The organism is Lysinibacillus sp. RC46 (assembly GCF_041262385.1).
Taxonomy (GTDB): domain Bacteria; phylum Bacillota; class Bacilli; order Bacillales_A; family Planococcaceae; genus Lysinibacillus.
The window spans coordinates 105,458-121,644 of the sequence record NZ_JBGCCF010000011.1 but is presented as its reverse complement, the minus strand read 5'-3'; the positions used below and the strand labels follow the sequence as shown (position 1 = coordinate 121,644).

18 protein-coding genes are annotated in these 16,187 nt (G+C 40.0%); 2 read left to right on the top strand and 16 right to left on the bottom strand.

Annotated elements, in window-relative coordinates:
• Window positions 1-90 precede the first annotated feature (90 nt).
• Window positions 91-606 carry a gamma carbonic anhydrase family protein gene (locus ABH966_RS12235; RefSeq protein ID WP_370078757.1) on the bottom strand — a complete coding sequence of 172 codons (516 nt, stop codon included), beginning with the start codon at window positions 604-606 and terminating at the stop codon, window positions 91-93.
• A 74-nt stretch (window positions 607-680) separates the two neighbouring features.
• On the opposite strand from ABH966_RS12235, the gene ABH966_RS12230 reads away from it, so the two are divergent.
• Window positions 681-1,658, top strand: coding sequence for an NAD(P)H-dependent flavin oxidoreductase (locus ABH966_RS12230; protein WP_370078755.1), 978 nt, complete (start codon window positions 681-683; stop codon window positions 1,656-1,658).
• A complete protein-coding gene (locus ABH966_RS12225; protein WP_370078753.1) occupies window positions 1,655-2,062 on the top strand; it encodes a PaaI family thioesterase in 408 nt (135 codons plus the stop codon). The genes ABH966_RS12230 and ABH966_RS12225 overlap by 4 nt, the downstream gene beginning before the upstream one ends.
• Window positions 2,063-3,246: 1,184 nt before the next feature.
• Here ABH966_RS12225 and paaX read toward each other — a convergent pair.
• The 15 genes from paaX to ABH966_RS12150 form a co-directional block, all read right to left on the bottom strand.
• Window positions 3,247-4,071 carry a phenylacetic acid degradation operon negative regulatory protein PaaX gene (gene paaX, locus ABH966_RS12220; protein ID WP_370078751.1) on the bottom strand — a complete coding sequence of 275 codons (825 nt, stop codon included), beginning with the start codon at window positions 4,069-4,071 and terminating at the stop codon, window positions 3,247-3,249.
• 21 nt (window positions 4,072-4,092) lie between these two features.
• Window positions 4,093-4,869 carry an enoyl-CoA hydratase-related protein gene (locus ABH966_RS12215; protein ID WP_370078749.1) on the bottom strand — a complete coding sequence of 259 codons (777 nt, stop codon included), beginning with the start codon at window positions 4,867-4,869 and terminating at the stop codon, window positions 4,093-4,095.
• 69 nt (window positions 4,870-4,938) lie between these two features.
• Window positions 4,939-6,141, bottom strand: coding sequence for a thiolase family protein (locus ABH966_RS12210; RefSeq protein WP_370078747.1), 1,203 nt, complete (start codon window positions 6,139-6,141; stop codon window positions 4,939-4,941).
• A complete protein-coding gene (locus tag ABH966_RS12205; protein ID WP_370078745.1) occupies window positions 6,138-7,007 on the bottom strand; it encodes a 3-hydroxyacyl-CoA dehydrogenase in 870 nt (289 codons plus the stop codon). The genes ABH966_RS12210 and ABH966_RS12205 overlap by 4 nt, the downstream gene beginning before the upstream one ends.
• Before the next feature lie 74 nt (window positions 7,008-7,081).
• Window positions 7,082-8,590, bottom strand: a complete 1,509-nt coding sequence (locus ABH966_RS12200; protein WP_370078743.1) for an aldehyde dehydrogenase family protein — start codon at window positions 8,588-8,590, stop codon at window positions 7,082-7,084.
• Window positions 8,591-8,606: 16 nt separating this feature from the next.
• A complete protein-coding gene (locus ABH966_RS12195) occupies window positions 8,607-9,380 on the bottom strand; it encodes an enoyl-CoA hydratase/isomerase family protein (RefSeq protein WP_370078742.1) in 774 nt (257 codons plus the stop codon).
• A gap of 2 nt (window positions 9,381-9,382) precedes the next feature.
• Window positions 9,383-10,159, bottom strand: coding sequence for an enoyl-CoA hydratase/isomerase family protein (locus ABH966_RS12190; protein WP_370078740.1), 777 nt, complete (start codon window positions 10,157-10,159; stop codon window positions 9,383-9,385).
• Window positions 10,159-10,461 (bottom strand): EthD family reductase, encoded by a 303-nt coding sequence (locus ABH966_RS12185; RefSeq protein WP_370078738.1) that lies wholly within the window; start codon window positions 10,459-10,461, stop codon window positions 10,159-10,161. Before ABH966_RS12185 ends, ABH966_RS12190 begins: the two co-directional genes overlap by 1 nt.
• A gap of 20 nt (window positions 10,462-10,481) precedes the next feature.
• Window positions 10,482-10,979: a 1,2-phenylacetyl-CoA epoxidase subunit PaaD gene (paaD, locus tag ABH966_RS12180; protein WP_370078736.1), complete on the bottom strand. Its 498-nt coding sequence runs from the start codon at window positions 10,977-10,979 to the stop codon at window positions 10,482-10,484.
• 30 nt (window positions 10,980-11,009) lie between these two features.
• Window positions 11,010-11,810, bottom strand: a complete 801-nt coding sequence (paaC, locus tag ABH966_RS12175; RefSeq protein WP_370078734.1) for a 1,2-phenylacetyl-CoA epoxidase subunit PaaC — start codon at window positions 11,808-11,810, stop codon at window positions 11,010-11,012.
• Window positions 11,803-12,156 carry a 1,2-phenylacetyl-CoA epoxidase subunit PaaB gene (gene paaB / locus ABH966_RS12170; RefSeq protein WP_370078732.1) on the bottom strand — a complete coding sequence of 118 codons (354 nt, stop codon included), beginning with the start codon at window positions 12,154-12,156 and terminating at the stop codon, window positions 11,803-11,805. The genes paaC and paaB overlap by 8 nt, the downstream gene beginning before the upstream one ends.
• Window positions 12,157-12,179: 23 nt before the next feature.
• Window positions 12,180-13,133, bottom strand: coding sequence for a 1,2-phenylacetyl-CoA epoxidase subunit PaaA (gene paaA / locus ABH966_RS12165; protein WP_370078730.1), 954 nt, complete (start codon window positions 13,131-13,133; stop codon window positions 12,180-12,182).
• 72 nt (window positions 13,134-13,205) lie between these two features.
• Window positions 13,206-13,445, bottom strand: coding sequence for a ferredoxin (locus ABH966_RS12160; RefSeq protein ID WP_370078728.1), 240 nt, complete (start codon window positions 13,443-13,445; stop codon window positions 13,206-13,208).
• A 28-nt stretch (window positions 13,446-13,473) separates the two neighbouring features.
• Window positions 13,474-14,490 (bottom strand): NAD(P)/FAD-dependent oxidoreductase, encoded by a 1,017-nt coding sequence (locus ABH966_RS12155; protein ID WP_370078726.1) that lies wholly within the window; start codon window positions 14,488-14,490, stop codon window positions 13,474-13,476.
• Window positions 14,487-15,818, bottom strand: coding sequence for a phenylacetate--CoA ligase family protein (locus ABH966_RS12150; protein ID WP_370078724.1), 1,332 nt, complete (start codon window positions 15,816-15,818; stop codon window positions 14,487-14,489). The genes ABH966_RS12155 and ABH966_RS12150 overlap by 4 nt, the downstream gene beginning before the upstream one ends.
• Window positions 15,819-16,187 lie beyond the last annotated feature (369 nt).

Here is a 16,187-nt window from a genome sequence, read left to right as displayed (position 1 = left end):
ACAGAAATGGACTGCGAACGCATAGTTACTCAGGAATCCCACTGACATTAGTCAGCTTGTCCCTTTAGGGCTGGGAGTCTCAAAAGCAAATTAACCCTCTACTATTTCTTTAAATTCTTTTCCCTTTTGGACGTATGTGTCGATTGATAACTGGATTAACTCGATGTCTTTGTCTTGTAGCTGACGTACGACTTTCCCTGGTGAGCCAACAACTAATGAACGTGGTGGGATTTTTGAGCCCTGTGTAATAAGTGTGTTTGCACCAATAATGCATTCTTCCCCAATTTCAGCATGATCTAAAATAACAGAACCCATACCAACAATCGAGCGGCGACCAATTTTGCAACCATGTAAAACTACTTGATGACCTACTGTTACTTCATCCTCTACAACAACTGGAGCCCCTTCATATAAATGAATGGTTGAATTATCTTGGATACTACAACGTTTTCCAATGGTAATACTATCTTCATCTCCGCGTAGTACAGCATTAAACCAAATAGACGATTGTTCACCAACCGTAACATCTCCAATAATATACGTGCCTGGCGCCTGAAAAACTGATTCATGAACATTTGGCTTCTTTAAAGCGTATGTAATCTCCATTAAAATCATCCTTTCAATCTTCTGAATATTTTGCTAGAATTTAGTATAACATATTTTTAACGGGGGTGCTGTTTTTGAATCAATTATGTTCTGTATTAGCAATAAAATACCCTATTATCCAAGGGGGAATGGGTAATATCAGTAGTCCTATACTCGTGGCAGCTGTATCGAATGCAGGTGGCTTAGGGACAATCGGCTGTGGGACAATGACACCTGCAGAAGTTGAAGAACGCATTGTTGCAACGCAGCAATTAACGCAAAAACCATTTGCCCTCAATGTGCCAATCAATGTCAACCCTTATACAAAGGAATTATTGCAATTAGCTATTACACATAAAGTACCGGTCGTTTCTTTATCGGCAGGTAATCCAACTTTATATATAGAGAAATTGCATGCTCATCATATTCGAGTGATAGCTGTTGTAGCATCTGTTAAACATGCGATTAAGGCCCAGCAAGGCGGTGCAGATGTGATTGTTGCTGAAGGTTATGAAGCTGCAGGAATTAACTCCGATTTAGAATTGACGACCTTTACATTAATTCCTCAAGTAGTTGATGCGGTTTCCGTACCTGTTGTAGCGGCAGGTGGTGTTGGTGATGGTCGCGGATTAGCAGCTGCGTTAATGCTTGGTGCAGCCGGTGTTCAAATGGGAACTCGCTTCATTGCTACACAGGAAATGCCAGTACATCAGACCTATAAACAAAGACTAGTTGATGCAACTGATGTGGAAACGGTCATACTAGGACGTTCGGTTGGACAGGTTCGCCGTGTGTTATGTTCACCTTTCACCTCTTCGCTTCTTGCTGATGAAGCAAAAGGTATAACACTTGCTGACTACCAAGAACGTACATCCGAAACCTATCATATAAAAGGTGCTATGGAAGGAAATGAGCAAGGTGGTTTTATGAATAGCGGTCAAATCGCAGGGATAATTCAAGACCTACCGACCGTTACGACGCTTATCGAGACTATGATGGATGATGCTCAGCAATGTCTAAATCGGACATTACTGAATACTTTCCAAAACTCAGTTAGGGGTGTTCAATTATGACGACTATGATCGATTTAAAGCGAGTGATTGATGGAGAAATTGAACCACCGGCATGTGATAAAACATTAGGTATTCATGTAAAATCAGCTATTGCCGGTAAAGCCGTTTGCTCTTGGAACGTCGATGAACGCTTTTTAAATGGGCATCAAGTCGTTATGGGAGGATTCATTACTTCTGCAGCAGATATTACGATGGCCTATTCGATGGCTTCAATATTAGAAAGTAATCAAGGATTTGCGTCGATCAATTTACAAACAACATTTTTACGACCTCTTTTCATCGGAATGGCTACGGTTGAATCAACAATTGTCAAGCAAGGCCGAAAAACATGTTATGTGGAAGCAACCGTTTCTCAAAATGGACAGTGTGCAGCCAAAATAACATCTTCTATCATGATCCTATAAATGAATACGTTCTCGTAGTGTCGAAAAAAATTGTCGGGAAAATATTTGTAAAGATTGTCGCGCTTTATACCGCCCCAGGCTTTTCGCTTTTCTATTGGGCTTATGAACATTATGAGTTGCCGAAGTTTCTTTTTATCACTATAAATTAGAGTAACATGCCAGAAGATTCATGCTAAAGTTCAGTGGTTGATTGGAGTGGAGGCTGGGCGACTCCTCGGGGATCAGCGATTAAGGAACGAAGGCTAAAAACATCACGTCCTGTGATAACGCCTTCGTGACCAATATCGTGTTTGCCCGAGACCCTGCAGCGAAGCGAATGTTTTCTATGCGAAAGCGTTGTGCTAACGTAGCGTCAGCAAATGTTTTATCTTTGCGAAAGCGTAGCGACAGCAACAACAAAGCGGCTCATCGGGCGCCCCCAGGAAACTTTGCTCTGCGCGAAAGCGTAGCGTCAGCGGCAAATGTTTTCTGCGCGAAAGCGAAGCGTCAGCGGCAAATGTTTTCTGTGCGAAAGCGTAGCGTCAGCAACAAAGCGCCCAGCCGGAATGGAAATCCCCCCCTCGTTTTGCAGAAAAAACATATTTTAACACAACAAAAGAGCCTGAGACAGAACTCGATTATTTTGAAAAATAGCGAAAATAGATAATAACCTTTTTCGCTTCAATGAGTAAGTGTTCCTCCTTAGTTTATCGAAACACTTCCATGCATTATCGACCAACTTTTAAGTTTTATCTACTAACTTTTTAAGTTTTATCTACTAACTTTTGAATTTTATCTACCAACTTTCACGTTTTATCACCCAACCTCTGAATTTTATCGACATCCACCTTCCAAAGAACAAAAAAAGCTTATGTCATCAAGTCCGCCCGAATCAACTGATTCACATGACACACATTTTAACAAAATGTCATCCAACTTCTTAGTTTATCGAAACACTTCCATGCATTATCGACCAACTTTTACGTTTTATCTACCAACTTTTACGTTTTATCACCCAACTTCTGAATTTTATCGACATCCACCGTTCCAAGAGCAAAAGAAGAGGCTGGGACAAAACTTGTCAAAACCTTAAAAAGCGCGAGAAATCAATTTTAGAAATTTTGATTTCTCGCGCTTTTTTGATGTGAATTTTTTAAATTTTGCTTTTAAAATATACTTATGCCCCTGCCTCCTTATTTCGTTTTTTAATTATCTGCATGGAATATTTCTTCAAAGAAACGGCATGATGGGCCTTCCAATAAATTATAATATTCTTGGAATAATAGCGCAGCATGATTTCCACTCCACATCGGCGGTAACAATTCTTGTGGCAGTCCTGGATCGATAAATAAAAATTTACGATATTCATGAACAAGATTTGTACGCTCTACAAAACACTCGGCATCTGACATTTCTTGTCTTGAGATTGCACTTTGATGAATAATATATTGCTTACTATATTGATCCATAAACTTCTCATAACGTGCCTCAATTTCAGCCAACGACCAGCTTTTTTCGATTAGTGCTTCATGATCATGAGGGCCGATGTATTCAGCCGTAAAAAAGTCTACATGATTAGCAATATCATATTTTTGAATGAGGAGTTTAACCTCTTCTTCTAAATTATTCGGGGATATCCAACAGCCATTCGAAAAGGAGCCAAATCCACTCCATAAGAGCTCTTTACGTAATTCATCTCGAATTTGTCGCTTGTCTTCTGGAATAGAGTACATTAAAAGTCTCCATTTCCCATCCCACTGAGTCGGTTTTAATTTGAAAATACGATTTGCCGCCTCTTGCATCCGTATTTCACCGCGTTTTGTTAAAAAATAATAACTACGGTTCCCTCGTTTTTCTGATTGTAGCCATCCTTGTTTCACCATTCTAGATACAGAAACGCGTACATTTTGCTCTGTGTGACCGAATTCTTTTAAATAACGAATCAAACTTCCTATCCAAATTTTTGAACCGTAATGCATAATATAATCGCCATAGAGCGTAAAAATCATCGACTGTGTATTTGCGCCCATTCTCTCCCTCTACTTTCTAACTCATTTTCCTTGAAATGCAGGTTGCCTTTTCTCGCTGAACGCCTGTAAAGCTTCGAGACGATCTTCTGTCGGAATGACTAACTCATATGCCTTCGATTCGATTGCAAGACCCGTTTGTAGATCGGTATTCATTCCTTGTGTAATGGCATATTTTGCTTGACGAACAGCGACAGGGCCATTTTGCATAATGCGCATTGTGAGTGATTCACATTCGTCTAACAACGCCTCCCGAGGCACTGCTTTTAAAATGATGCCTAGAGCTTCTGCCTCTGTAGCTGTTATTTTCGTTGCTGTTAAAATCATTTCTTTAGCTTTCATTTCACCGATTAATCGTGGTAATCGCTGCGTACCACCTGCACCAGGAATTATTGCCCAACTTGTTTCAGTAAGACCTAGTAGTGCCTCGTTAACTGCAATCGCAAAATCACATGCTAATAACCATTCAAATCCACCACCTAGTGCATGCCCATTCACTGCTGCAATAGTTGGTTGTGGTAAATTTGCTATACTATTAAACACGTCTCGGATTGCGCGTACGTTCCGACGTACTTCTTGCGTCGTTAATGTTTTTCGTTCTTTTAAATCTGCACCCGCACTAAATGCCTTTTCGCCCGCACCTGTAAAAATGACAGCGCGGACATCCTCAGCTATATGTAATTCGTCTACTACTTGTTGCAGTTGATTTAAAGTATCATAATTAAAACAGTTTAACACCTCTGGACGATTTATTGTTACATAAGCAATATAATTTTCTATTCTAAATGAAATACTTTTCATTTGCAAACTCTCCTTTTCTATTCGATTTTTTCCGAAAAAAACGGCACATTTTTGTGCCGTTTATAAAGGTCATTCAATATTTTCAATAATCGTTGCAATCCCTTGACCGACACCGATACACATCGAAGCAAGACCATATTGTACGTTTTGTTTTTTCATTTCGTATAGCAATGTAGTCACTATTCGGGCACCGCTTGCACCTAGCGGATGACCAAATGCAATAGCGCCTCCGTTAACATTGACTTGTGCTGGATTTAGCTCAAGCTGCTTAATGGATTCTATTGCTTGGGAAGCAAATGCTTCATTTATTTCGAATAAACCAATGTCATTTGTTGTTAGGCCAGCGCGTTGTAATGCTTTTTTTGAAGAATAAATAGGGCCAAGACCCATAACAGCAGGCTCTAATCCTGTAACAGCACCTGTTATATATCGTGCTAATGGTGTTATACCTAACTCTTTTGCTTTTTCTGCACTCATTAATAATAATGCCGAGGCACCATCATTCACACCAGAAGCATTACCAGCTGTCACTGTCCCATTTTCAAAAATAGGTCGGAGTTTAGCAAGTGCTTCTAAGGTTGTATCAGGGCGTGGATGTTCATCTGTATCCACGATGATTTCATTGCCTCTTTTATCTTTCACGTATACAGGTACAATTTCTTCGGCGAAACGGTTTGTGGAAAGCGCTTTTTTCGCACGTTGTTGACTTTCAAATGCAAATACATCTTGTTCCTCGCGACTAATATTAAAACGTTTGGCGACATTCTCAGCAGTTTGGGGCATTGTATCCGCTCCATACATGCTTTGCAATTTGGGATTCGTAAAACGCCAGCCGATCGTTGTATCAAACATCTTTTGATCGCCTCTCGGATAATCCACTTCCGGTTTCCCCATCACAAAAGGTGCACGTGTCATACTTTCCGTACCACCTGAGATAAAAATATCGCCTTCACCACTCTTGATAGCACGTGCTGCATAATGTATAGCATCCATGCCTGAACCACAAAGTCGATTAATGGTAGTTCCCCCGACCTCTATTGGTAGCTCAGCAAGTAATGCAGCCATACGGGCGACGTTTCGATTATCTTCTCCCGCTTGGTTGGCATTTCCGAAAATAACATCCTCAATTTGTTGGACTGGCACTTTTGGGTTACGCTCTATAAGCGCCTTTATGACAGTCGCAGCTAAGTCATCAGGCCGAACAGTTTTTAATGCACCTTTATAACGACCAATTGGTGTACGAACAGCATCTACAATTACAACTTCAGTCATTTTTTCACCACCTCTTTTTGCTCGCTATAGTCATAAACCCCTTTTCCACTCTTTCGACCTAGACGTCCAGCTTGTACATATTGTTCAAGCAGTGGGGCTGGGCGGTATTTTTCACCGAGCTTTTCATGTAAATATCGCAAATTATTCAGACGTACATCAAGACCGACTAAATCGACCAATTCGAACGGTCCCATTGGATAATTTAAGCCTAGTTTAATAGCTTTATCGATGTCTTCAGGACTACCTAAGCCTTCCTGTAACATATAAAATGCTTCATTCCCAACGAGTGCACTAATACGGCTTGTAACAAAACCTGGGAATTCATTGATGACGACCGTTTGTTTGCCCATTTGTTCAGCAATTTCGCAAATGTTTTGGACTGTTTCATCACTTGTTTCCAAACCTTTAATAATCTCCACGAGCTCCATCTTATGCACAGGATTAAAAAAGTGCATCGCAATCGTTTGTTCAGGTCGTTTTGCGTAGGAAGCAATTTCTGTTGGACTCATCGTTGAAGTATTTGTGGCAAATAAACAGTGGGGTGAAGCAAACTGTTCCATCTGCTCGAAGACAGCCCGTTTAATGTCCCTTTTTTCGGGTACGGCTTCAATGATTAAATCTGCTTTATTGGCGACAGTAGCTAAATCTGTCACATAAATCAAACGTAATGTTGCTTCCTGTACTTGTTGCGCTGTTAATTTTCCTCGTACAACAGATTTTTCGAAAATGGATGTAATTTCATTTTGCGCATTTTGTAACGCCTGTTCATTAATGTCTATAATAGCTGTTTCAAAGCCACTTATTGCGCTAACGTAGGCAATGCCGCGACCCATAACCCCTGACCCGATGACAATAATTTTTTTCATGAAAGCAACCTCCTTATTGTGAAAACCACATACGACGAGTGAAGATATCTCATCGCATATGGTTTTTGTGGTGGTTAGACGCCTAGTGGATTTAGTGGGCGGCTACCGTAATATGAAATGATACTTTTCGTCTCTGTATATAAATCTAATGTTTCGATGCATAGCTCACGTCCGAAACCAGATTGTTTATAGCCGCCAAATGGGGTACCTGGCATTGCGGAGAATGGGCAATTGACCATTACGATTCCTGCTTGGATTTGATTCGCAACACGAGTAGCACGTGCCCCATCTTTAGACCAGACTGCTGAGCCTAAACCAAACTCTGAATCATTTGCTAGTCGAATCGCTTCTTTTTCATCGCTAAATGGCATAACAACAACTACTGGACCAAATATTTCTTCACGCACAACTTTCATGGATTGCGTTACGTCTGTAATAATAGTTGGCTCATACCAGAAACCATTTTCAAAGCCCTCTACAGCCGCCACTTTACCACCTGTTAAAATGGTTGCGCCCTCTTCAATGGCTGATTTCACATAGCCATCGATTGTATTTAATTGGTCTTGATCGATAATTGCCCCCATGTGAGTACCTTTATCGAATGGATCACCTAATTTAATTGCTTTTGTTTTCGCAACAAATTTCTCTAAAAACTCATCATAAATGTCTTTGTGCACGTATAAGCGTGAACGCGCCTCGCAAGATTGCCCTGAGTTATAGAAAATGCCGTACAATGAACCATCTACCGCCGCATCAATATCAGCATCTTCAAACACTAGATTTGGTGATTTCCCGCCTAGCTCTAATGTAATACGTTTTAATGTTTGAGAAGCTTTTTCCATAATTCCTTTACCGACTGGTGTGGAACCTGTGAAGGCCACTTTATCGACTTGCTGATGCTCCACTAAGTAATTCCCTACATCTTTACCTGAACCAGGAATAATGTTGACAACCCCTGCTGGGACACCTGCTTCTAGGCAAATTTCACCTAACACGATCGCTGTTAATGGCGTTAAAGAAGCTGGTTTAACAATAACGGAACAACCAACAGCAATGGCTGGGGCAATTTTCCAAGCAGCCATCATGAGTGGGTAATTCCAAGGAACAATTTGTGCACATACTCCGACAGGCTCTTTTTCTGTGTAATTATGAAATTGACCTGGCATATTATTTACGGCACCACGATGGCCAACAATCGCACCTGCGTAAAATTCGAAATCTTCTATTGCTTGGTTTACTTGGCCTTGCGCAGTGCCAAGAGATTTCCCTGTATCAAGCATCTCAAGCTCTACGATTTCATTAAAGCGAGAGCGCATAATAGCAGCAATCTTATGGAGCACCTGTGCACGACGATTAACTGGATATTGCTTCCACTTCCCGAAATCAAATGCTTGGCGAGCTGCTTGCACTGCACGCTCTGCGTCTTCCTGTGAAGCTTTTGCAACAGTCGCTACGGCTTCTCCTGTCGCAGGATTAATCGTTTCGAATGTCTCACCATTACTGCTCTCTACTTTTTCACCATTAATAATTAAATGATAAAAATCGCGTTTCACTAATACTTTCTCTTGTACTTGTTGTGTCATTATCATTCACTCCTTTTTATTGTCCATTAAATTGAGGCTGTCTTTTTTCTGCAAATGCTTTCATACCTTCTTGATGATCATCTGTCGCTCCAGCAATACTTTGGCTTTGTGCTTCGTAAACAAGGAAGTCTTCGAACTTTAAGTGTTCTGCTGCCTTGATATTACGTTTAATAAGGCCGATTGCTTTTGTCGATAACTGGACAATCTGTTGCGCAAATGAATGAACGTCATCTTCAAATGTTTCATTGCTATAGACAGCAGTTGTTAAACCTAATTGTTTGGCTTCCTCTGCTTTTATACGTTGACCGAGTACTGAAATTTCAAGCGCTTTAGCATCGCCTACTAATCTTTTTAAGTAGTATAAATTCCCTGAATCCGGGATTAAACCTACATGGATAAAGGCATTCATAAAGAAAGATTTTTCCGACATTACTCGAAAGTCGGCAGCAAGCGCTAAACTAAAGCCAGCACCTGCAGCTGCACCATTCACAGCTGCGATAATTGGTTTTTCACAGCTATGTAACTGTTGAACCATCGGACCATAGTCATCTGTTAAAATATCACCAAGTTTAGTATCTTCACCAATAACCGAAAGATCTTGACCTGAACAAAATGCGCGTCCTTCACCACGAAGTACAATACAACGTACTTCATCATCTAATGATGCTTGTTTGACGGCAGTACGAATTTCATGATTCATCTGTGCAGTGAATGCATTTAATGTGTCGGGACGATTTAATGAAATATAAGCTACGGATTCATTTAGTTCGTATTGTATAGTTTCAAACATACTTATCTCCCCTTAAAGTTCGGTTGACGTTTTTCAACAAATGCTTGCATGCCTTCTTTTTGATCTTCTGAAGAGAATAATAAATAGAAATTTTTCCGTTCAAACTGCATTCCTTCATAGAGCGAGTAGTCGACAGCTTTGTTGACAGCTTCTTTAATAAGACGTAAAGCGAGGGCAGGTTTTTGTGCGAGCATCATCGCTGTTTTATGTGTTTCTTCTATTAATATCTCTGGTTGTACAACCTTGTTGATGATGCCATATGCGAGCGCTTCATCAGCAGTAATCCTCGCTGCGCTCCAAATCCACTCTAATGCTTTCGTTCGCCCTACTAATTTTGTTAAGCGCTGTGTACCACCTGCACCGGGCATAACGCCAAGGTTTATTTCAGGGAAGCTAAATTCTGTGCCCTCTGCGGCGATTAATACATCACAACAAAGGGCTAATTCAAAGCCACCTCCGAAAACAAATCCTTTAACACTACCGATAATAGGCTTTTTAATTTGTCCTATGCGATCCCAATCAGCGAATTGATTTAATAGTTCTAAACGCACTGTATTGTCTGCCGCCATTTCATCAATATCTGCACCGGATGAAAACGCTTTTCCATTCCCGGCTAAAACGATGACCTGTACGCCTTCATCACGATCAAACAATTCCATCGCCTGCACAATTTCTCGTATCATGGCACGATTTAATGAATTGTATTGGCCAGGGCGGTTTAAGTTAATAAACCCGATCCCACTGTCAATCGTTACTTCAATAAATGTGAATGCTGTCATTATGCATCTTCACCGATGATTAATGTGACGATATCACTCGCAAAGCTCATTAAATCTTTGCCCGACGCTTTCCCTTCTGGTGACCGTAGTCCATTCTTTAAATCTTCCGGGCTATCATATGTCATTTCGCACATTAAGTAATATGGCGTTTCTGTACCCATCGGAGTTGAATTAAATTTTGTTACTTTCATTTCTCGTAGGCCTGGTATTTTCGCAGTAATCGGTGTATGAACTTTTTCGTAATGCTCATCAAATGCCACCTTATCAACAGGGTGTTTATATAACGCGATTAATTTTGCCATCTTAAAATACGCTCCTTTGTCTACATGGAAGTAGAAATTATTTTCATTGCTTCAAATGGATTTTTACAGCTTTTGCAATATAAAATACTGCGACAAGCTGTTGGACCAAAAATATTTTCTAGCGTGACATAGGTAGAGCCACAGTACGGGCAATCTACATGCCAAGAGCCGTCTTCTTTTAAAAAACGAGGTGGTGGTGCAATACCAAATTTCTTTAGTCCTTCTCGTCCCTTTTCTGTTACACGATCAGAAGTCCAGGTAGGATGATTAATAAACACAACACTCACTTCCCGAACATCTTCTAGTCGTTCGACTGCTTTTTTTATATTTTGTTGAATAATTGTTAATGCAGGACATCCTGAAAATGTTGGTAGCACTTCAATACGGACATGACCATCATTCACTTGCACACGCTCAACCATGCCAAGGTCAATAATACTCACCGTATCAATTTCAGGGTCCTTCACTGTATCGAGTACTTCATAGATGTGTGCTTCGTGCAGACCCGTAGTTGCCATCGTTATCCTCCTTTTTTTTGCAATAGATCGTTACCAGCTTGCCGCTAAATCTGATCGATACACCTCTGACATTGTTTCAATAGCCGAAGTTAAATCCTCTGTATGTTGTCCGAGGCGACCATTGATGATCGGTTCTGGTAATACAGGTATTGCGATTTCTACTGCTTCAAAAATCGGACTTACAATGGCCAACCAACGTTTATTTATGGCCGCTTCTGACTCAATCAGTCCACATGCTGTTATATGCTCAGCTGTGTTGCCCAATGACAATAAATCCCCAGAATCTTTTATTACCTCTTGTAATGCTTTCGTCATACGTGAACGTGATTCTTCTGTTGCTGTACATAATTGCGTAAACCACGCTGTCCAGTGCATCTGATGATAATAAAGCTCCGTACTAATTTTCACAGCCACTTCTCGGATTGGTACATAACTGCTCGCTTTGAGTGCATCAATCTTTGCTTTTTTCGCCGTTGTATAGGCAAAATTACGTGCTACTGCGTATCCCCAATCATAATTCGGCGCTTCTTTGTAGTAACCTTCTCCATTCGGGCGTTCTACAAGTAGACTGTTACAACGCTCCTCTTTTGGTCGAAGCTGTGCTAATGAATCTGCAACGCCTTCGCCAAGCTCTTCTAAAAGCGTATAATATAATTTTGCGTGTCCCATTGTATCTTGTGTTATGGACGAGAATGCTACATCTTCCTCAATATGCGGCGCTAGCCCAAGCCACTCAGAGCCACGATACGAAAATAAGTAATCATCATCCGCTAATTGATAAAGTACTGTAATAACTGCCTTTGTATATTCAGGCGTTACTTCGTTAGTCATCTTTCTTCCCTCCTCCGCCCCAAGATAGAATTTCTTTTTCGTCCAGCATGACTTGTTCATAGTGACGCCATTTTTTCTTTAAGTAGCCGTAGCCTTTTGTTGTACGGTAATCTTTATTGTCTAGTCGTTTTAGCGCTTTTTTATTGTCTTGGGATAGTCCGTGTAAATGTTTACGATTGACTACCCAAATGTCTACCACAGGCTCACGACGCATAAAGTTTTCCTGAGCCATAACTAGCGCCATTTCTCCATTCGGTGCTAAAAGGCTAAATTGATGCTGAAAATGTGATGTTGGTGTTCGTTTACTAAATACTTCGAATTCTTGATAGAAAGATTGTTTTTCCACGATGATACCCCCTCTCTATAGCGTTAATTTACTAGAGCCGTTAATGCTTCCCGTACCCAAGCGTTATTTTCGTATGATGAACGACGAAGTGCTAAGCGTTCTTGAGAACATGGACCTTCGTTGCGTTGGATTTTTTTGAAATATTCCCAGTTTGGCTCTTGGTAAATCCATTTATTTTGCACTTCATCAAAATGCAAAGTTGGGTCTGGCACAGTTAAACCTATTGATTGAATACGAGGAACGTATTTTGTTAAGAAGCTTTGACGTAATTCTTCATTCGTTAAGACACGAATTTTATATTTAATAGTCAAATCTTGTTTGCTAGAACCTGTTGTGTCCTTTGATGCTGGGCCAAAGAAAAATAATAGTGATTCCCACCAGCGATTTAACGCGTCTTGCACAAGTGCACGTTGTTCAGGTGTACCTTCTGCCAACGCCATAATAATAGCTTCACCGTGTTGTGCATGGAATACTTCTTCTGCACAAATACGTTGTAAAGCACGTGCGTAAGGACCATACGAAGAACCTAACATGTTTGTTTGCGAGATAATGGCAGAACCATCTACAAGCCAGCCAATTAAACCCGCATCCCCCCATGATTTTGTTTCCATATGGAATACATTGTGGAACTTAAGACGCCCTTCGAATAAATCAATCATTATATCGCCGCGATCTTTACCATATGGTTTTAGTAAATCTTCTGCTACGCGTAATAATAATTGACCATGTCCCATCTCATCTTGAACCTTCGCCATAATTCCTAGCTTTCGATATAATGTCGGAGCTTTTGGAACCCATTCTTTCTCAGGAAGAGCACCCATTATTTCACTAATACCATGCATCGAAATTAATTTGATTAGTGCCAAACGATACTCTTCCGGCATCCAATCATCTACTTCAATCTTTTCACCTGCAGCAATCCGCGCCTCGAATTGCTCTTGTAATTGTTGTTCAGATACTTGAGCAACGACACTCATACTAAAAAACCTCCTTATATAACTATTATTCGATAATCGTTACTATTATGTTATGTTGAAGGGCAAAAAAAATCACACTTCCAATAAGACTTTATTATCGTTTGCTACTTTAATTGATTCTGTTGGACAACCTTCCATTGCATCCTCTAAATCATCATATAAATCGATCGGCACTTCTTTGCAACCTTGGTTATTGTCTAAAATAACAAAGGCGATTCCTTCGTCATTATAATCAAAAATATCCGGAGCCGATGCGCCACATGCGCCACAAGCAATACATGTATCTTGATCTACTCTAGTGAATTTCGCCATACACTCATTCCTTTCATAACCTTCAGCATTAGGTAAGCTGTTTCTTTTTTTCTTCCATTAGACTCGTACTATGCAACGGTTGCACTTTAGATGTCGGATCAATATATACTTTTGCGTTACTAATAGCAGTAGGCGCCTCTCCAAACCCACTAACAATTAGCTTCACTTTCCCATCATATGTGCAAATATCACCTGCCGCATAAATTCCTGGAATGTTAGTTTCCATACGTGAATTAACGACGATGGCATTTTTACTAATTTCCAAGCCCCAGTCTTTAATGGCCCCTAACGACGAAACAAAACCAAAGTTTACGATAATATCATCGACACCATAGATTGGTTGGATGGTTTCGTCTTTTGCATGCTTTAATTTGACATGTGTAATGTGCTCTTCCCCTAGAAGTTCTTCGGGTACATAAGGTGTAATGACCTCAACAGTAGATTGCATTAAATTTTCTACACTATGTTCATGCGCACGAAACTTATCCCGTCTATGGACAATAGAAACCTTTTTAGCAATTGGTTCTAGCATCATCGCCCAGTCGACTGCTGAATCACCGCCACCAAACACCATCACGTGGCGATCTTTAAAAGCATTGAGATCATCAATGAAATAATGTAAATTACATTGTGCATACTTGTCTTCCCCATCTAATTCAAGCTTTCGAACTTTAAACGCACCGTTTCCAGCAGTAATCAATATTGTGCGAGAATAATGCGTACTCTTCGTGGTAACAATTTTAAAAATACCGTTTTCATCTTTTTCGATAGTTTGTACAGATTCATTCGTACAGACATCTACTGGGAAAGTATTCATTTGTTCTTTTAAATTATTGATAAGATCTTGTGCGCGAGTTTTCGGAAAACCCGCTATATCATAAATATATTTTTCTGGATAAAGAGCCGCTAACTGGCCGCCCAATTGAGGAAGACTTTCGAGAATTTTGACGCTCATGCCTCGCATACCACCATAGAAGGCGGCAAACATACCAACAGGCCCTCCACCTATAATGGTCACATCTTTTATTTGCTCAGTATCAATCATTGAAGAACCTCCTTCTGTTCCATTCTTCTATCAATGACACGAATTGCTTTTCCTTCAGAGCGTGGAATAGCACCTCTATTTTCAATGACTAGACTAACGGAAACTAAGCAGGCATTTTTTAAATCGTGCTTGATCTCCTTTGTCAGTAATTGTATAAGCGGATGGCTGAGGTCACCTCCTACTTTTTCGTATAATTTTGGCGTTAACTCAACATGTAGTTCGATCGCATCCATATTTCCTTTTTTCAATACATGGATTTGATAGTGTGGTGCCAACCCTTCTACTTGCAATAACTCACGCTCGATTTCAGATGGAAAAACATTGACTCCACGAATAATTAACATATCATCTGTACGTCCCTTAACACGTGCCATTCGCATTGTTGTACGTCCACATTTACATTTTTCCCGTGTAATCGAAGTAATATCACCAGTTCGATAACGAATAATTGGAAGCGCTTCCTTTGTTAAACTAGTAATAACCAATTCTCCATCTTCTCCATCAGCTACAGGTTCTAATGTATCTGGATCAATCACTTCTACGAAGAAATGATCTTCCGCTATATGTAAACCATCTTGCGCTTCATAGCATTCAATCGATACGCCAGGACCTAGCACTTCACTTAAACCATAAATATCCATTGCGCGAATTTTTAATTTATCCTCTATGGCACGGCGCATTTCCTCTGACCAAGGCTCTGCACCAAAAATTCCATATTCAAGCCCGTTCGTCGCTGGATCGATTCCCATTTCCTCCATCTTTTCAGCTATGGTTAAAATATAAGAAGGTGTCCCTGCGATGCCTCGTGGTTTAAAATCTTCAATTAATGTAATTTGACGCTCAGTATTTCCACCTGAAACCGGTACAACTGCTGCGCCTAAAGTTTCGGCTCCGTAGTGTAAACCCATCCCGCCAGTAAATAGACCATAGCCGTAAGCATTATGAAAGATATCTGATTTGCGTCCCCCTGCGGTAACAATAGCGCGAGCTAAAAGTCCCGACCACATCTCGATATCATTTTTTGTATAACCAACAATTGTTGGCTTTCCACTAGTTCCCGAAGAACCATGAATGCGGACTACATCATCCATCGGTACTGCAAAAAGTTTAAATGGATATTGCTCACGTAAATTTACTTTTTTAGTAAATGGCAATTTGCGAATATCTTCTAAGCTTTGAATATCAGCTGGTTTAACGCCAAGCTGATCAAACAGTTTCTTATAGAAAGGTGTATTGTTATACACTTTTTCTACTGTTGCTTTTAATCGCTCCAGCTGAATCTTTGCCATTTCTCCCCTTGAAGCTGTTTCTATTTCTAGATGATACATTCCCTAGCCCCCCCTTTATGCTATTACAATTCCCTTTGTATAACAAATAAATTACGATAGTTATATTTTCGTAATTAAGATTAAGATAAACTTATTTGTCCGAATTGTCAATATATTTTATTATTTCTAATTAAAGTTGGTTAATTAGTCGTCTCGAACGTTTTAGCTTAAATACTATTTGTTCACAAACACAAAAAGCTATTTTCATATATCCCCTTTAAACTCGCTATTAATAAGAGATAATCAAATAATATACACAAAAATAAATCGTAAATGCAAAATAATTCTATAAAACTACGTTAATACGTTTACTTTCCCAAAAATAGGTGTTAAATTGATTTTATATTTCATTTTAATTTCAATCGTTTT